Below are 13,665 nucleotides of genomic sequence, written 5' to 3'. Positions count from 1 at the left end.
TTGACACTTTACTTCTGCACAAATCGAACATTTTGCACATTTATTGCGACCTTATGCCCTTCAGTGGCGCATACATGCTTCACTATTGCGCACCACATTGGCCAGGTGAGCAGGCGCGACCTTTTCGTGACAAAGTTGAACCCCCCTCCTCGCGACGCCTCATCATGCAAGATCGCTCGATCCACCATACGGGCTTCCCCGGCAGCGAGCAGTTTTTTCCGGAGCCTCAGCCGGGTACTGCAGCCGAAAGACAAGTCGCCGCGTCCTCGTCACCGCAGACAAGCAGGCCCCGGTCACCAGGCCTCTCGAGATCGAAGATAACTGCGTATGCGCTTAGTGCAGGCGCCCAAGCATATCTGCAGGGCGCATGGGCGCTTGTCCCGCTAGCTGCTAGCATGCGCGATGTGGTGTCCGTTTCGCTAATATAATATTTCGGAAGAGACCATCGCGTTTGCAGATGGCAGGCGCCCCTTGGGGACTCAGCGGTGCCCGTAAGGTGGTTCATAGGACACCGACTTTGGGGAGTATCCAACGCCGGGGCAGGTCCGCGACGCTGTTCAAGGCCCGCAAGCCTTGACGATGCCCGTTTCGAATGCCGAAAACCGACATCACAAAGTCACCAGGCATCCCGGCGGGGTCGAACAGTTCACGACCCGGGACAGGATCGGTCCCCCGTGTCGAGCATGGGCGCGAGCTCGGCTGCACAGAAAATTGCTACCGGCGAGAAGACTTTCACCCGCGATTTTCGCGCCCGCGACGTGGCCGGGTGGCCGCAGGAACAGAGCCATGTTTTCCTTATTCGTGGAACTCGGGCCAACGCTCCGTTCGACGGACTAGACCTCTCACTTCCAGTGGCCTTCGCGAGGTCCGATTGGCTGAGACACCGTTTGAAAATGACGACGCGCGGCGAGAGCGCTTGACGATCGCCACACTCATTCTGCGCCAGCCGGAACACGAGCCGAGGCGATCGGTGTGGAGAGGCCGGCCGCTGCGCCGATCAAGTCGGACACGTCGGCCTCGGTCGTCGCGAACGAGGTAACGAACCTCACGATCCCGGGCTCCCAGCGATCATGGTAGAAGTGGAATCCCATGTCGAGCAGCCCCCGGATCAGGGGCGTGGGAAGTCGGCAGAACAGGATATTGGCCTCGGGACGCTGCTGGATCTCCACACGCGGCACGGCGGCCAAACCTTGTGCGAGCGCCGACGCCATCGCATTGGCATGGGCCGCGTTACGAAGCCAGACGCCGTCTCGCAAATAGCCGTCCATCTGCGCCGCCATGAAGCGCATCTTGGAACTCAACTGGCCGGCCCGCTTGCGGCGAAAGGCGATCGTGCTCGCGAGATCCCTGCGAAATGAGACGACCGCATCGACCCCCAACGTTCCGTTCTTCGTGGCGCCAAACGACACAAGGTCGACGCCGGCCTTCCACGTCATCTCGGCCGGCGAGCAGCCGAGAGTGACGAGGGCATTGGCAAAGCGGGCGCCGTCCATGTGGAGCGGCAGGTCCGCCGATCGGCAGATATCGCCGATCGCCTTGATCTCATCGAGCGCGTAGACCGATCCCACCTCGGTCGCCTGCGTGATGCTGACGCTGGAGGGCTGGACCGAGTGGACGTCGCCCACCATGCGCTTGGCATTGGCCGCCAAGGCGTCGATGTCGATCTTGCCGGCCTCGCCCGGGAGCTGCACCAACTTCGCACCGGCGGTGTAGAATTCCGGCGCCCCGCACTCATCGCGGTTGATGTGTGCTTCGGCATGCGAAAGGATGCTGCCCCATGGCGGCGTCATCGCCGCGAGCGCCAACGCGTTCGCCGCCGACCCGGTCGAGACGAGGAACACGTCGACCTCATGCTCGAACACCTCGGCAAGCCGGCGCTCGACGGTGTGGGTCAGCTCATCGTTGCCGTAGGGAAGCGCCTGACCCGAAGCGCACGCCGTGATGGCTGCGATCACCTCGGGAGAGGCGCCGGCGATGTTGTCGCTGGTGAAGCCGCGGGGGCGGGTCTGCTTGCTGTCGCTCATGGTCTGGACGCTCGTTTCATCCGTTGAGCGTCCAGGCTAGACGGTTCGCTGCGCGCTTTATTGAACGATATTCAAGCTAAGAGATAACGTGCCGGCGTCACTCCCAACACGGCCTTGAAGTGTCGGGTCAGATGGCTCTGGTCCGCGAACCCGACCGCCACGGCGACCTCGGCGACGTGCTGACCTCGCCTCAGCAGCTGTCGCGCCTCGTCGATGCGAACCTGGATCAGGTAGCGGGTGGGGGGCACCCCGAAATGCGCCTTGAAGCCGTCGATCAACGTCGCCTTGGAGCATCCAGCGAGGGCGGCGAGAGCGGCGAGCTGCAGGGCTTCGTCCGAGTGGGCATGGATGAAGTCACGCACGTCGCGGAACCTCGGCGGCACCAATTTTTTCTCGGCGACGCGCGACCTGCCCACTTGCGCGAAGGCACGGGGCAGGAAACGGATCAGATGCTCCTCGATCTCCAGTGCTGAGCTATGCTCATGTTCGAGCAGGCGCCAAAGCGCGCCGAGGCCTTGCGCAACGAGGGCATTCTCCTGGAACGGGCTTTTGAAGTCGATCGTTCCGGGTTCGGTCTGGCCGCTGTCCTCAAGAACTTGCCGGACAAGGCGTTCGGGCAGGTAGAAGATTTTCTGGCTCCAGCCAAGGTCGTCACCGGCACCCCCGAAATGCGGTTCGCCGGGAGCGAAAGTCGCGATGGTGCCGCTACCGGCGTGCCAAATCTCGCCCCGGCACCAGACATCGTGGACGCCCCGCTCGATCAACCCGATCAGATACTCGTGGTGGACATGCTTGGAGAAATCCTGCCGGTGATAATCCGCCGCCAGGTAATCGAGCCCGCCAAGGACATCGGAGTGCTTCATCACCGCACGATTGTGCGGCGGCCGGCCCGGAGGTTCGGAATGGCCGCGCGCCTTGTCGTCGTGTTCGATGGCGATATCGGCCACTTAGTGGTCAATCCAGGTTGGTCGTCGCAATGATATCGCGTTCTCGTAGCGAATTTCAGACCAAGCAGGATCAACTGCCGGCCGAAGAAGGGTGTGCTGCAATGCGGGCAGCGGATTGGCGGGGTTCGAGGCATCCTCGACAGTCGGTCGGTCAAAGCTCGGGAAGCAAAGACAAGGGGTTACGACGCGGGCAAGAAGATCGTGCGACGCAAGCGTCACATCGCGGTCCACACCGACGGCCGCTTGTTAACGGTCAATGTGACGCCCGCCGACATTTCCGACGTGCCGGAGTGCAGATGATCCTCGACAGCGTCTGCAGCGCTGGGCCTGGCTGAAGCATGTTCGCCGACGGCGGCTATGACCGCACTAAGCTCACGGACAAGGCAGCCCTTCCTCGACTCACCGTCGAGATCGTCAGGCGCTCAGACGCGGCGAAGGGCGTCGAAGTCATTCCGCGCCGTTGGCTCGTCGGACGCACCTTCGCCTGCATGACGCCTGTGGGCACGGGCCGCATATCCATGCCATGGATACAGTATATCCAAACAAACAAGTTTACCGATTCGTCATCATATTGCATAGCGCATTGCTTAAAAGCCCATACCCCGTGCTTTCCAGCCCACGTTTCCTCAATTCTTCTACAGTTGCTCCACAGCTAACCTTGACACGGATCTATTATGCGAATTTGCGGTATCAAGCTAACGCACGACGGAGCGATCGCTGTCGTCGAGGACGGCCGATTGGTCTTTTGCATCGAGCAGGAGAAACTCGACAATAATCCACGATATCAATCCATTGATCGTCTTGAAACGATTGTTGCCGCCTTGGCGGAAAATGGCCTGGATCCGCGCGATGTTGACCGGTTCGTCATCGATGGCTGGGACGGTGAGATCGAGTCGGAATTCCACGTTGTCAGTGAGGGCACGCCGGTCACTCTCAACGGGGCACCATATGTGGAGCGGGATCCTAAAAATCCCCTGGCAGCTTATCACGGCTCAGGCCTCGTGCTGGGCGGCGCGACATTTTCTTATGAAAGCTATCCGCATGTCCTTGGCCACGTAGCTTCCGCATACTGCACCAGTTCATTCGCCAAAGCCAAAGAACCTGCCCTTTGCCTGGTATGGGACGGCTTCATTTTCCCGCGGCTTTACCACGTGGAGCCAAGCGGAGTGCGGTTTATCGAATGCCTGTTTCCGCTGATGGGTCATGCCTATGCCGCCGCGGGCCAACACTTCGGTCCTTATAGGCAGGAAACGAGGACGGGCTGGAACCTGGATATAGCCGGCAAGCTGATGGCCTATATCGCGCTCGGAGATGTCAACGAAAAGATCGTGACAGTGTTTGAGGAGCTTTACGACCAACATTTCTCCGGCGACACGAAGCTTGCTATTGAATACAGACACAACAGCCGCTCCGAAGACGCGTTACTCACGGCGGTGCATGATTTCTTCGATGTAGCCGAGTCACGGCTGGTCGCCCAGACACCCGAGGACATACTCGCCTCGTTTCATGCCTTTCTCGAGCGTCTTCTCGTTCGCGAGATGACAGTCGCGCTGCGTGGGCTCTCGGTTGCCGGAACGCGAAACCTGTGCATCGCGGGCGGATGCGGGCTGAATATAAAATGGAACAGTGCACTTCGCGCGAGCGGTTTGTTCGATGCAGTCTGGGTGCCTCCGTTCCCAAACGACAGCGGGTCGGCGATCGGTGCCGCCTGCTGCGCGCTGGCTGCCGGCAAAGGCTTCGTCGACCTCGATTGGTCGGTCTACAGCGGACCAAACATGAAGGATGGCGCCGTGTCGCCGGGATGGCAGGCTGCTCCATGCAGCGTGGCAGAACTTGCCAGCGTGCTCGCCGACGGCAAGCCGGTCGTTTTCCTCACAGGCCGTGCAGAGCTTGGTCCACGTGCCTTGGGAGGCAGAAGCATCCTGGCGGCCGCGACTTCGCCCCAAATGAAGGACCACCTCAACAAAGTAAAACGTCGAGAGCACTTCCGGCCGGTAGCGCCAATATGCTTGGAGGATCGCGCAGTTGAGATATTCGAACCTGGCACGCCGGATCCTTACATGCTGTTCGATCACCGAACACGTTCGGAGTGGAAAGAGAAAATCCCTGCAGTCATTCATCTCGACGGGACTGCACGATTACAGACGGTTTCCAGAAAATCCGATCACCCAATTGCGGAGCTCCTGGTCGAATACGAACAACTCACTGGCATTCCGCTGCTCTGCAACACGAGTGCCAACCTAAACGGACGGGGATTCTTTCCGGATGCGTCGGCAGCGTGTGAGTGGGGGTGCGTGGACCACGTTTGGTGCAATGGGTTGCTGTTGACCAAGACGGACTAGTCGCCGCTCCGGTCATCATAAGGCTGGCTGTGTGTGATAGGGTCGATCACGCCTGGTTTGGCGCGTGCACGCGGCAGCATCAGGCAGAGCAGCCTGCGTTCCATGCCCATGTTCGTCGAAGGATAGGGCATCAAGGCTCTCCTCACGGTATTTCGCGTCAGGATTCGACAACCCCCACGCCGCTAGTCGTTGGTCAATCACCGCTGAGCTCCATGCAGCACTGCTGACGCCTCCCACTGACCAAATTGTCGGAGCAAGTTGCGCGCCGATCACCGTGCCGTTTGCCTTGCACCGTTGCCCAGTACGGGCAGACGGGCCGTGGCGATCTTTTGGTCGCGCTTGTGACATTCTTGTCCGCCTTCGGACCCAAAGATCTTGCTCGACTGGGGAGCGGCAACAGCGCGATGACACAGGTGCGACGGCCGCGTCTCCCAGATCGCCGGCCTGCGCACGCAATCACCCACTGAAGAACGCGGTCGATGCAGGGCCCGCCGGCGTGCGGCAATGCATCGGGCTCGGCGCGGCCGGAAAGGTTTTCGTCTTCCCGAGCCGGGACGCAAGTGGCGATTGCCCCGGACAATACAGCACTTTTGGTCGGTTCGGGTGCCCAAGCAATTGTGCGGCGCTCGGTCTGGTCAAGGCACGGCGGCCCTGCTCAAGCCAACAGGGCTTCGGCAAAACATGGTCAGGTTCGGCGCCTGCAACCGAATGGTATGGCGCTTGCTGTCATCGGTTAGAGCCCATCAAAGCACGTAGAAAGCTACAAAACAGAACCATGGCAAAACGCGAGCGCCCAAGGAGACCGTGCACATTTGCGCCGAACGTTTCCTCCGGACGTTCCTGCTCGGTAGCTGCTTTGCGCATGACTGGTTCGAGACTGACGAACCAAGGCGTGGCGCTCGCCCAATTGTCGTTCACACGTCTCCGCGAGCAGGATGTCGTTTTGGAATACGGCGTCGCCCACCTGCGGCCTCTCAATCTCAGGACTGTCGCGGATGCGATCAAGGTGCATCAGTCGACGGCAAGCCAAGCGTCGAGCAAATACATGACTACCCGCGGCCTGGTCAAACTGGAGTCATTTTTTCACCGTCGCGATCGCCTCCTCACAAGGTGGCGACACGCACTGCGTCGAAGCTGTCCGCCCTCGGATCAAGTCGACAATCGCCGCCGGAGAATAGCCAGATGACGTGCTTTCTCACGATGACATCGTCCGGCTCAAGGAAAGGGCCGTCGATATCGAGCGCCGCAGCGTCGAAACATATCGCGAAACGATGAACATCCCCAACTTAGTGCAACGCCGCAGGGGAAGGCGCTTCTGGGGTTCATGCGGGTCAGCGCAGCCTCGCCGACGTTGCGGCGCATCGAAACTGGAGACCCGGTTCATGACCGAATCCGCGACTGGCTTCATGGACGGAGTTCTGCATGACCCAGAACAGCCAGATCAACGGTCGCGTCCCGCATGGGGTGCGGTCATTTCGCTTGCCTTAGGCACCTTCGGGCTTGTGACGGCAGAGTTTTTGCCTGCCAGCGTGCTGACGCCGCTCGCGCATGATCTCGGTATCACCGAGGGTACAGCTGGACAGGCGCTGACAGCGACTGCAATCGTCGGTGCTATCGCGGCGCCGACGATGGCCATCATCACAAATCGCCTGGACCGAAGGATCGTCATGTGGGCGATGACGCTGCTGCTGATTCTGTCGAACGTTTTGTCGGCCGCCGCGGGGTCCCTGCCGGTTCTTCTGACCGCCCGCGTCGTGCTCGGAATAGCGATCGGAGGCTTCTGGTCGATTTCGGCAGCGCTGGCGATGCGGCTCGTTCCAGGTCACCTCCTGCAGCGCGCCATGTCGATCATCCTCACAGGCGTTACCGTCGCTACCGTTTGCGCGGCTCCAATCGGCGCGTATGTCGGCGACATCTGGGGATGGCGAACCGCCTTCATGATCGCTGCGGTCGTAGGCGCCGTTACACTGCTAGTGCAAATCGTGGCCCTTCCGAGGCTGCCTCCGATTGGAGCGGCCAGCTTTCGCAGTCTGCTGGATGTGGCCAGGAATCCGACGATCAAAGTCGCGATTTTGGTGGTCCTGTTGGCCGCTTCCGGGCACTTCGCCGGCTACACCTATATGCGCGCCTTCCTCGAGGATGTTCCCGCGCTCAATATCGAGACGATCTCGCTCGTGTTGCTCGCCTTTGGCATCGGAGGCTTCTTCGGCAATCTGGCCGGCGGATTCTTGACCGAGCACAGCCTCAAGGCAGTCGCGGCCCTGCCGCCCCTGATCATAGCGCTGGCCGCTGTCTCGCTGCTGACGCTGGGAACATCGGCCTGGGCCGCGGTGATTGCTGTTGCCGTATGGGGCTTTGCCTTCGGGGCGGTGCCGGTGGGACTGCAGACATGGATGGTGCTGCGCGCCGCTCCCGAGCATGCCGAAAACGCCGGTGGGCTGATGGCCGCAACGTTCCAAGTGGCCATCGCAGCCGGCGCGATTTTCGGCGGACTACTCGTGGACAATGCCGGCGTGGCCAGTGTTTTTGCCTACAGCGCCGTTTCCTCGTTCGTCGCTGCCCTGACAGTGGTCTTGCTCGGCCCGAAGCGCGAACCCTAGACCGCCGGGCGGTCCGATCCTGCGCACGATTTTTTGTCGGTTGCAGGCTTCGGATCGCGAGCGGCGGGATCTCAATCGCCGCCTGACCTTACCCAGGAGCGCCGCGACTTCACATACGGGATGCCTCCTGCAACATTATCTGCCGCATCCAGGTGCTTGCCGGATCGCTGTTGTGAAGGGTGGGCCATTGAACGGCCTCGGTGAACGTGGGTAGTGGCCGCGGAAGTTCGATGATCCGCAAGGGGAAGCTTTTTTTGAAATGTTGAACCAGCCGGAAGGGCATGGTCGCTATACGCGATGTGCCTGAGACCATCGGCGGGATCATGCTAAAGGCCTGAACGATAATCTCGACACGTCTCTTGAGGCCATGCTCAAGCAAAAACTGTTCCTCGATGGATGGCATCTGCGCACGGCCGCGCCTGAACGCAATGTGCTTCATGGACACGTACCTCTCGAATGTAAGCCGGCCTGGCAGCTGCTTGTTCGTGGGGCAGCCTACGCACACGAATGTCTCGTCGAACAGCGCCGCTCTTGGATGGGCGCTCGAGATGAACAATTCCGGAAGGATCAGAAAATCGACGTCACCGCGCCGGAGAAGCTCATCGGAGTCGTCGTCGAGCGGCAGCAATTCGAAGCTGACGGCGGGTGCTTCGCGTGCAACACGCTCCACGACCTTTTCAAAAAACACGAGTGTGACGAAATCCGAAACCATGATCCTGAAGCGGCGGTCGGATTGAGCCGGGCTAAACGGCTCCCAAGAAATAATCGAGCACTGGATATGCAGGAGCGCGCCGCGAACTGCGGGAGCGAGTGTTTCCGCACGTGGGGTTAGAACACGTTCGCGGCCGCTCATCGTAAACAGCTCATCGTTGAAATAATCGCGCAGCCGGCGGACGGCCGCGCTCATGGCCGGCTGACTTAGGTTGATGCTGTTTGCCGCCGCCGTGAGGTTGCGCTCAGTCAGCAGTGCATCGAGCACGACGAGAAGGTTCAGATCAAGGCCTTTGAAACGCATGCCTCATCCATCCGTAACGTGATTGCTTGTCATCGCGATCATTTGCGTACGGTCCCACTCAGAGGTGTTGTATCTCGCCCTGCCGCCCATGAAGGACGTGCGCGTCGTGCTTATGTCGATTGCGCTGTCGATGAGCGAATGGCCGACGGGCACAACAGTTGAGCGGATGGCTCCGGAGCTATGAAATGAATTTTGCACTGGCTAATTGATTACAGATTGAGATTTGAGCAGACTTTGGCGTGGCGGGGCTCCGACAACGATCTGCGACATATATCCAAGGTCCCGCGCAATCTTGCGAATTGCCATCGCTGTGACGACAATGGCCACTCCAAGAACACTTGCGAACGCGATTCTGGTCGTGAGATTCCAGGCTTCTCCAAACTGTATAAAATCCGTGAGGCGAAACACGGCACCCTGAACCAGATAAAGCAGCAGCGTGCTCTGACCGAGTTCGACCGCGACAAAGTGAGCCATTCTGGTCGAAGCGACAACTCTCCAGCACTGGAACATGAACTGCATTGCCACTGCAGAAGCCGCTGCAGAGCCGGCGAACATCAGCAATACTTGTTTAGCTGACCCTTCATCGTTGATTAGCACAAGATTGTTGAAGGCGTAGGTCTGCTTGTCCCACCAGAGGAAGCATAGGAGAGCTGTTATCGAAAGTAAAACCAACACAATCGATTTGTGAGTCCATATGATACTTTCTTGCCATCCTTTCGATTGGGCGAAAAAGAACCCCAGACAATAAAATGGATATGTGTATCTTAACGACGGGATTATCGATGATGTGATGGGCGCGAATGCGACCGCAATTGCAGATGCGCTTATGATCCACATCGATAGACGATTGAAAGTTGTAAAAAACTTAACTAGGACGAACGAAATAAATGCCGCCCATATGAACCAGTATGTTCCAATGACCTCGGTCGACAGATCCGACAATCCACCAGTTAAACTTTTCGCCGGAACTATCACGGCGGACTTTAGCGTCCAAATCAACGCACACCAAAAAAGCATTGGTAGGAGTAACTGGGTTGCTCGATTGCCGACCCCTTGAATGAACGGTTTTCGCCAAATTGCCCCAGAAGAAAGGTATCCGCTTATCGCCATAAAGAGAGGCATATGAAATATGTATATCGACTTGTAATACGGCGACATCCAGAAAGCGTCAGTGCCTCGATAAATACAATATTGTAGTAGGTGCCCAATTATCACCAAGATAATGAGTATACCTTTGGCGAAATCAAGGCTTAGGTCTCGGTTTTTTGTGCCTGCCGGGCGCGAGCCGCGTGCCTTCGCTCCGACTGTTATGTGTTCAAGCATCAGACTCAGCCTATCTGTCGCGGTTGCTACTTGCTGTTTCCGGGCGCGGATCGCGGCATAATATCGTCGGGCGACTGGCTGCAACCGGGCGGACAAAATCTCAGCGCCTGACCGCTACCTCGATCGCAGTGGCGGTCGCGATCATGTGTGGCGGCGCGAACGCCCGGCACCATGGCCGCTAGGCCGTCTCTGCAGAACCTCCCAAGATGGTTCCACAGCGTGTGCCGAACCGTGCCAAAAGCGAATGGAATGCCAAGCTGCCGCGGCACCAGACGCATGACGCGGATAGAATGGCTCATTCCGAGTCTCTCAAGATCCGAATGCGCCCTGTTCAGTCCGAGTTCGCCTACCAAGAAATCAACCTCGCCAACCGTGAGGAAACGGGGGGCAGGTCCAAGTGAGCCGCTACGCCGTGCTGTGTCGTGATCGGGTGCATGTCAGTCGTCTATGCAGCCCCCTGGAAGTTTGGTAAAATCGATTGTTTAGATCGCGAGCATCCATGCTATGGATAAGTGAAAGCTATGCGCTTCAAGGGCCTTGATCTGAACCTTCTCGTCGTGCTCGACGCACTGCTGAGCGAGCGCAACCTCACGGCGGCGGCAAACAGCATCAACCTAAGTCAGCCGGCCATGAGCGCGGCCGTCGGCCGGCTGCGCGATTATTTCAACGATGAACTGTTTACGATGAGCGGCCGCGAACGGATTCTAACGCAGCGTGCGGAGACACTCGCTCCCGCAGTTCGCGGCGCACTCCTGAAAATCCAGTCCTCGATTATTTCTTGGGATCCGTTTAGCCCGGCTCTATCCGATCGCCGCTTCAGGATCATGCTTTCCGATTTCGTCACACTCGTGTTTTTTGAAAAGATCGTGGAGCGTGTTGCACGCGAAGCACCCGCCGTCAGCTTCGAATTGCTGCCGCTCGACGACGAGCCCGATGAGCTTCTCCGGCGCGGCGACGTCGATTTCCTGATTTGTCCGGAATTGTTCATGTCGAGCGCGCATCCAAGAGTGGCGCTGTTCGACGAGAGACTGGTGTGCGTATGCTGCCCCACGAACAAGCAGCTGCCAGGGCAGCTTACATTCGAGAGCTACATGTCCATGAGGCACGTTGCAGTCAAGTTCGGCCGTGCGCAGACGCCATCCATGGAGGAACGGTTTTTGCTTGAGCATGGTCTCAAGAGACGTGTCGAGATCGTCGTACAGGCTTTTAGCATGATCCCGCCGATGGTCTCAGGCACATCGCGTATAGCGAGCATGCCGTTCCGGCTGGTTAAATATTTCGAAAAAATCTTGCCCCTGCGGATCGTCGAACTTCCGCTGCCGCTTCCCGCATTCACCGAGGCCGTCCAATGGCCCGCCCTTCACAACAGCGATCCGGCAAGCCTCTGGATGCGAGAGGTGTTGTTACAGGAGGCGTCTCGAATGATTTCTCCCCGGGACGCCAAAGGGCGTCGCAGGCGCCCCTGATTTGCTCCCGCGTCTCACGCCGCCAGTCGCGTCAATAGGCCGTGTCGGACCAGATCGATGCTCGCGGCAAGTGCGCCTGCGAAGTCGTCGAGCGGGTGGGCTGCATCGACAAACGGTGCGAATGAGAAGGGGCCACCATAACCGCCATCAAGCAGCGCCCGGATCTGGCTGCCATTGTCGGAACCTGCCAGGACGCGATCCGGGTAGATCCAGTGGATTGGATCGTTCACTCTTGAAATGTGCACGAGACCGGTCAGGTCGCAGGAGAAGAAGGCCTCCCCGGCGAGCGTGTGGTGGAACGTGTCGTGCACGAGGCGGAAGACCGACTGGCCATCAACAGCGGCAATGGCCTTAGCCGCTTCGTTCTTCGATCGAAGCGAGCAGGTCTGGAAGCCCAGCGGCTCGATGAGACCGATCAGACCGCGCGACTGGAGGATCGGCTTGAGCGCCTTCAAGGCGACGTGGAGATCGCCGCGGCGCTCGCCATTGGCTGGCCAGGAGCCGTCGTTGACCGGCACCAGCATGAGCATCTTGGCTCCGCAGGCCGCCGCATAATCGGCGAGCTTGCTCGCCTCGGCCTTGCGGGCGGGTGTCCACTCATTGAAGCGCTGCAAGGCATTGACGGAAATAATCCCAACGCCTGCTTCGGCGGCGGCAGACCGGACGACCGCCGCCGGGATGCCGAGTGCAATAGCATTGCTACGCGGTTGGCTGCGGATCTGGACGTCGGTCAGCCCCTGGTCACGGGCAAAAGCGAAAAGTGCCCTAACGTCGAGTCCTGGCGTCGCCATGTGGTCGAGTGCAAAGCGGGGCGCTGCTTGGCGCATGGCTTGGCTTTCCTTCAATGTTCCCGGAAATTTTTTTGACGCTATTGCGACACTTGACTTAAGACAAACGATTAGATCAGATGTTTTTCATCTGAAAAGGAGATGGCTGATGAACAGCGCTGACCTCAGGTTTTTCCAGGCGGTTGTGAGAGCAAACAGTATCGGAGGGGCTGCCGGTGTACTCAACACGGTGCAGTCCAACGTCACCGCGCGAATAAAATCGCTTGAGGAGGAAATCGGTGCTCCGCTTTTTCATCGCTCCAGGCGAGGGGTTACACTGACAGCCACCGGCATTCAGCTCGTTCCCTATGCCGAGCGCGTCGGAGAGCTTCTGGATGAAGCCAAGCGCGTCGTCACAGACCGCGGTACGCCGTGCGGTTTACTCAGGATCGGCACGATGGAGACTACTGCAGCGCTTCGCCTTCCGCCGATCCTGATCCGCTACGCTGCAGACTATCCAGAGGTCGACGTACTGGTGGAGGCTGCCCCGACGGAAAAGCTCGTCAGCGAGGTCGTCGCACGTAACCTGGATGGCGCGTTCGTCTCCGGCCCCATCGCTCATCCCGGACTGAAAAGCCTATCGATCGTCGAAGAGGAGCTCGTTGTGATCTCCTCGCCGCGCTTTCGCGAGCTTTCGGATCTGAAGGCCTTGGCCGCATCACCGGCTCTGAAGGTCCTCGCCTTTCGATCGGGCTGTTCCTACCGCCGGCGCATGGACATGTTCCTGGCGGCGTCTGGGGTAACGCATGGCCGCTGGATGGAACTCGGAACAATGGACGGGATCATCGGCTGCGTCGCCGCCGGGGTTGGGGTGGCCATGCTACCTCGGGGGGTCGTTCAGGATGCGGCAGCGGACGGACAGGTCATCATACACCAGCTACCTCACAACCTGCGGTCGGCGCCGACTGTTTTTGTGACGCGTAGCGACGAGTATCTCTCCGCGGCACTTCAGGCTTTTATGACGGTGGCGTCTGAGGCGCATTCACGGCCTCAGCCGGCAAGACCAGAGCCGGTGCGAGAACTGCAGCGGGCTTAGGAAAGGTGGAGCAAAAACAAAAACGAGGGGTCAGTCAGACGCAATCATCGGCGGATCTCGTTGACAGCTCGTAGGGTCCGTTCGC

Annotated in this window: 13 protein-coding genes and 2 pseudogenes; 8 read left to right on the top strand and 7 right to left on the bottom strand. The window is 59.2% G+C overall.

Features of this window, described 5'->3' with window-relative positions; all coding sequences use genetic code 11:
• Window positions 1–932 precede the first annotated feature (932 nt).
• On the bottom strand, window positions 933–2,024 hold the full coding sequence (locus AC0L2L_RS28445; protein ID WP_473583205.1) for a threonine aldolase family protein: 1,092 nt from the start codon (window positions 2,022–2,024) through the stop codon (window positions 933–935).
• 71 nt (window positions 2,025–2,095) lie between these two features.
• Window positions 2,096–2,971, bottom strand: coding sequence for an AraC family transcriptional regulator (locus tag AC0L2L_RS28440; protein ID WP_473583204.1), 876 nt, complete (start codon window positions 2,969–2,971; stop codon window positions 2,096–2,098).
• 129 nt (window positions 2,972–3,100) lie between these two features.
• On the opposite strand from AC0L2L_RS28440, the pseudogene AC0L2L_RS28435 reads away from it, so the two are divergent.
• A pseudogene (locus tag AC0L2L_RS28435) lies at window positions 3,101–3,465 on the top strand (transposase); the annotation flags it as partial.
• 180 nt (window positions 3,466–3,645) lie between these two features.
• Window positions 3,646–5,313 carry a nodulation protein NodU gene (gene nodU / locus AC0L2L_RS28430; RefSeq protein ID WP_473583203.1) on the top strand — a complete coding sequence of 556 codons (1,668 nt, stop codon included), beginning with the start codon at window positions 3,646–3,648 and terminating at the stop codon, window positions 5,311–5,313.
• On the opposite strand, the gene AC0L2L_RS28425 is transcribed toward nodU, so the two are convergent.
• The gene (locus AC0L2L_RS28425; protein ID WP_473583202.1) at window positions 5,310–5,444 is read right to left on the bottom strand and encodes a hypothetical protein; all 135 of its coding nucleotides are present in this window, start codon (window positions 5,442–5,444) and stop codon (window positions 5,310–5,312) included. The two genes, nodU and AC0L2L_RS28425, sit on opposite strands and share 4 nt — an antisense overlap.
• A 644-nt stretch (window positions 5,445–6,088) precedes the next feature.
• Here AC0L2L_RS28425 and AC0L2L_RS28420 point away from each other — a divergent pair.
• From AC0L2L_RS28420 to AC0L2L_RS28410, 3 genes and pseudogenes are all read left to right on the top strand, one after another.
• Window positions 6,089–6,499, top strand: a complete 411-nt coding sequence (locus AC0L2L_RS28420; RefSeq protein ID WP_473583201.1) for an RNA polymerase factor sigma-54 — start codon at window positions 6,089–6,091, stop codon at window positions 6,497–6,499.
• 1 nt (window position 6,500) lies between these two features.
• A pseudogene (locus tag AC0L2L_RS28415) lies at window positions 6,501–6,560 on the top strand (hypothetical protein); the annotation flags it as partial.
• 135 nt (window positions 6,561–6,695) lie between these two features.
• Window positions 6,696–7,913 (top strand): MFS transporter, encoded by a 1,218-nt coding sequence (locus AC0L2L_RS28410; RefSeq protein ID WP_473583267.1) that lies wholly within the window; start codon window positions 6,696–6,698, stop codon window positions 7,911–7,913.
• A 109-nt stretch (window positions 7,914–8,022) separates the two neighbouring features.
• Here AC0L2L_RS28410 and AC0L2L_RS28405 read toward each other — a convergent pair whose 3' ends face one another.
• Window positions 8,023–8,928, bottom strand: a complete 906-nt coding sequence (locus tag AC0L2L_RS28405; protein WP_473583200.1) for a LysR family transcriptional regulator — start codon at window positions 8,926–8,928, stop codon at window positions 8,023–8,025.
• A gap of 22 nt (window positions 8,929–8,950) precedes the next feature.
• Here AC0L2L_RS28405 and AC0L2L_RS28400 point away from each other — a divergent pair, with 22 nt between their 5' ends.
• Window positions 8,951–9,112: a hypothetical protein gene (locus AC0L2L_RS28400; RefSeq protein ID WP_473583199.1), complete on the top strand. Its 162-nt coding sequence runs from the start codon at window positions 8,951–8,953 to the stop codon at window positions 9,110–9,112.
• A 17-nt stretch (window positions 9,113–9,129) separates the two neighbouring features.
• Here AC0L2L_RS28400 and nolL read toward each other — a convergent pair whose 3' ends face one another.
• Together nolL and AC0L2L_RS28390 are read right to left on the bottom strand one after the other, a co-directional pair.
• A complete protein-coding gene (gene nolL, locus AC0L2L_RS28395) occupies window positions 9,130–10,251 on the bottom strand; it encodes a nodulation factor fucose acetyltransferase NolL (protein ID WP_473583198.1) in 1,122 nt (373 codons plus the stop codon).
• Between the two features lie 26 nt (window positions 10,252–10,277).
• Window positions 10,278–10,604, bottom strand: a complete 327-nt coding sequence (locus AC0L2L_RS28390; RefSeq protein WP_473583197.1) for a GNAT family protein — start codon at window positions 10,602–10,604, stop codon at window positions 10,278–10,280.
• Window positions 10,605–10,772: 168 nt separating this feature from the next.
• On the opposite strand from AC0L2L_RS28390, the gene AC0L2L_RS28385 reads away from it, so the two are divergent.
• Entirely contained in the window at window positions 10,773–11,717 is a 945-nt protein-coding gene (locus AC0L2L_RS28385; protein WP_473583196.1) for a LysR family transcriptional regulator, read from the top strand.
• Window positions 11,718–11,731: 14 nt separating this feature from the next.
• Here AC0L2L_RS28385 and AC0L2L_RS28380 read toward each other — a convergent pair whose 3' ends face one another.
• The gene (locus AC0L2L_RS28380) at window positions 11,732–12,544 is read right to left on the bottom strand and encodes a TIM barrel protein (RefSeq protein WP_473583194.1); all 813 of its coding nucleotides are present in this window, start codon (window positions 12,542–12,544) and stop codon (window positions 11,732–11,734) included.
• 109 nt (window positions 12,545–12,653) lie between these two features.
• On the opposite strand from AC0L2L_RS28380, the gene AC0L2L_RS28375 reads away from it, so the two are divergent.
• Window positions 12,654–13,580, top strand: coding sequence for a LysR family transcriptional regulator (locus AC0L2L_RS28375; protein WP_473583195.1), 927 nt, complete (start codon window positions 12,654–12,656; stop codon window positions 13,578–13,580).
• Window positions 13,581–13,665 lie beyond the last annotated feature (85 nt).

The organism is Mesorhizobium sp. WSM4832 (assembly GCF_055811115.1).
Note: the sequence above shows the minus strand (reverse complement) of the source record. Positions and strands in the feature narration are given on the sequence as shown.

What these genes read in the sequence shown, in the direction of transcription:
- AC0L2L_RS28420 (WP_473583201.1), top strand. Translation starts at nt 6,089, where the DNA reads ATGGCAAAACGCGAGCGCCCAAGGAGACCGTGCACATTTGCGCCGAAC.
- AC0L2L_RS28385 (WP_473583196.1), top strand. Translation starts at nt 10,773, where the DNA reads ATGCGCTTCAAGGGCCTTGATCTGAACCTTCTCGTCGTGCTCGACGCA.
- AC0L2L_RS28380 (WP_473583194.1), bottom strand. Translation starts at nt 12,544, where the DNA reads ATGCGCCAAGCAGCGCCCCGCTTTGCACTCGACCACATGGCGACGCCA.
- AC0L2L_RS28425 (WP_473583202.1), bottom strand. Translation starts at nt 5,444, where the DNA reads ATGCCCTATCCTTCGACGAACATGGGCATGGAACGCAGGCTGCTCTGC.
- nodU (WP_473583203.1), top strand. Translation starts at nt 3,646, where the DNA reads ATGCGAATTTGCGGTATCAAGCTAACGCACGACGGAGCGATCGCTGTC.
- AC0L2L_RS28445 (WP_473583205.1), bottom strand. Translation starts at nt 2,024, where the DNA reads ATGAGCGACAGCAAGCAGACCCGCCCCCGCGGCTTCACCAGCGACAAC.
- nolL (WP_473583198.1), bottom strand. Translation starts at nt 10,251, where the DNA reads ATGCTTGAACACATAACAGTCGGAGCGAAGGCACGCGGCTCGCGCCCG.
- AC0L2L_RS28410 (WP_473583267.1), top strand. Translation starts at nt 6,696, where the DNA reads ATGACCGAATCCGCGACTGGCTTCATGGACGGAGTTCTGCATGACCCA.
- AC0L2L_RS28375 (WP_473583195.1), top strand. Translation starts at nt 12,654, where the DNA reads ATGAACAGCGCTGACCTCAGGTTTTTCCAGGCGGTTGTGAGAGCAAAC.
- AC0L2L_RS28405 (WP_473583200.1), bottom strand. Translation starts at nt 8,928, where the DNA reads ATGCGTTTCAAAGGCCTTGATCTGAACCTTCTCGTCGTGCTCGATGCA.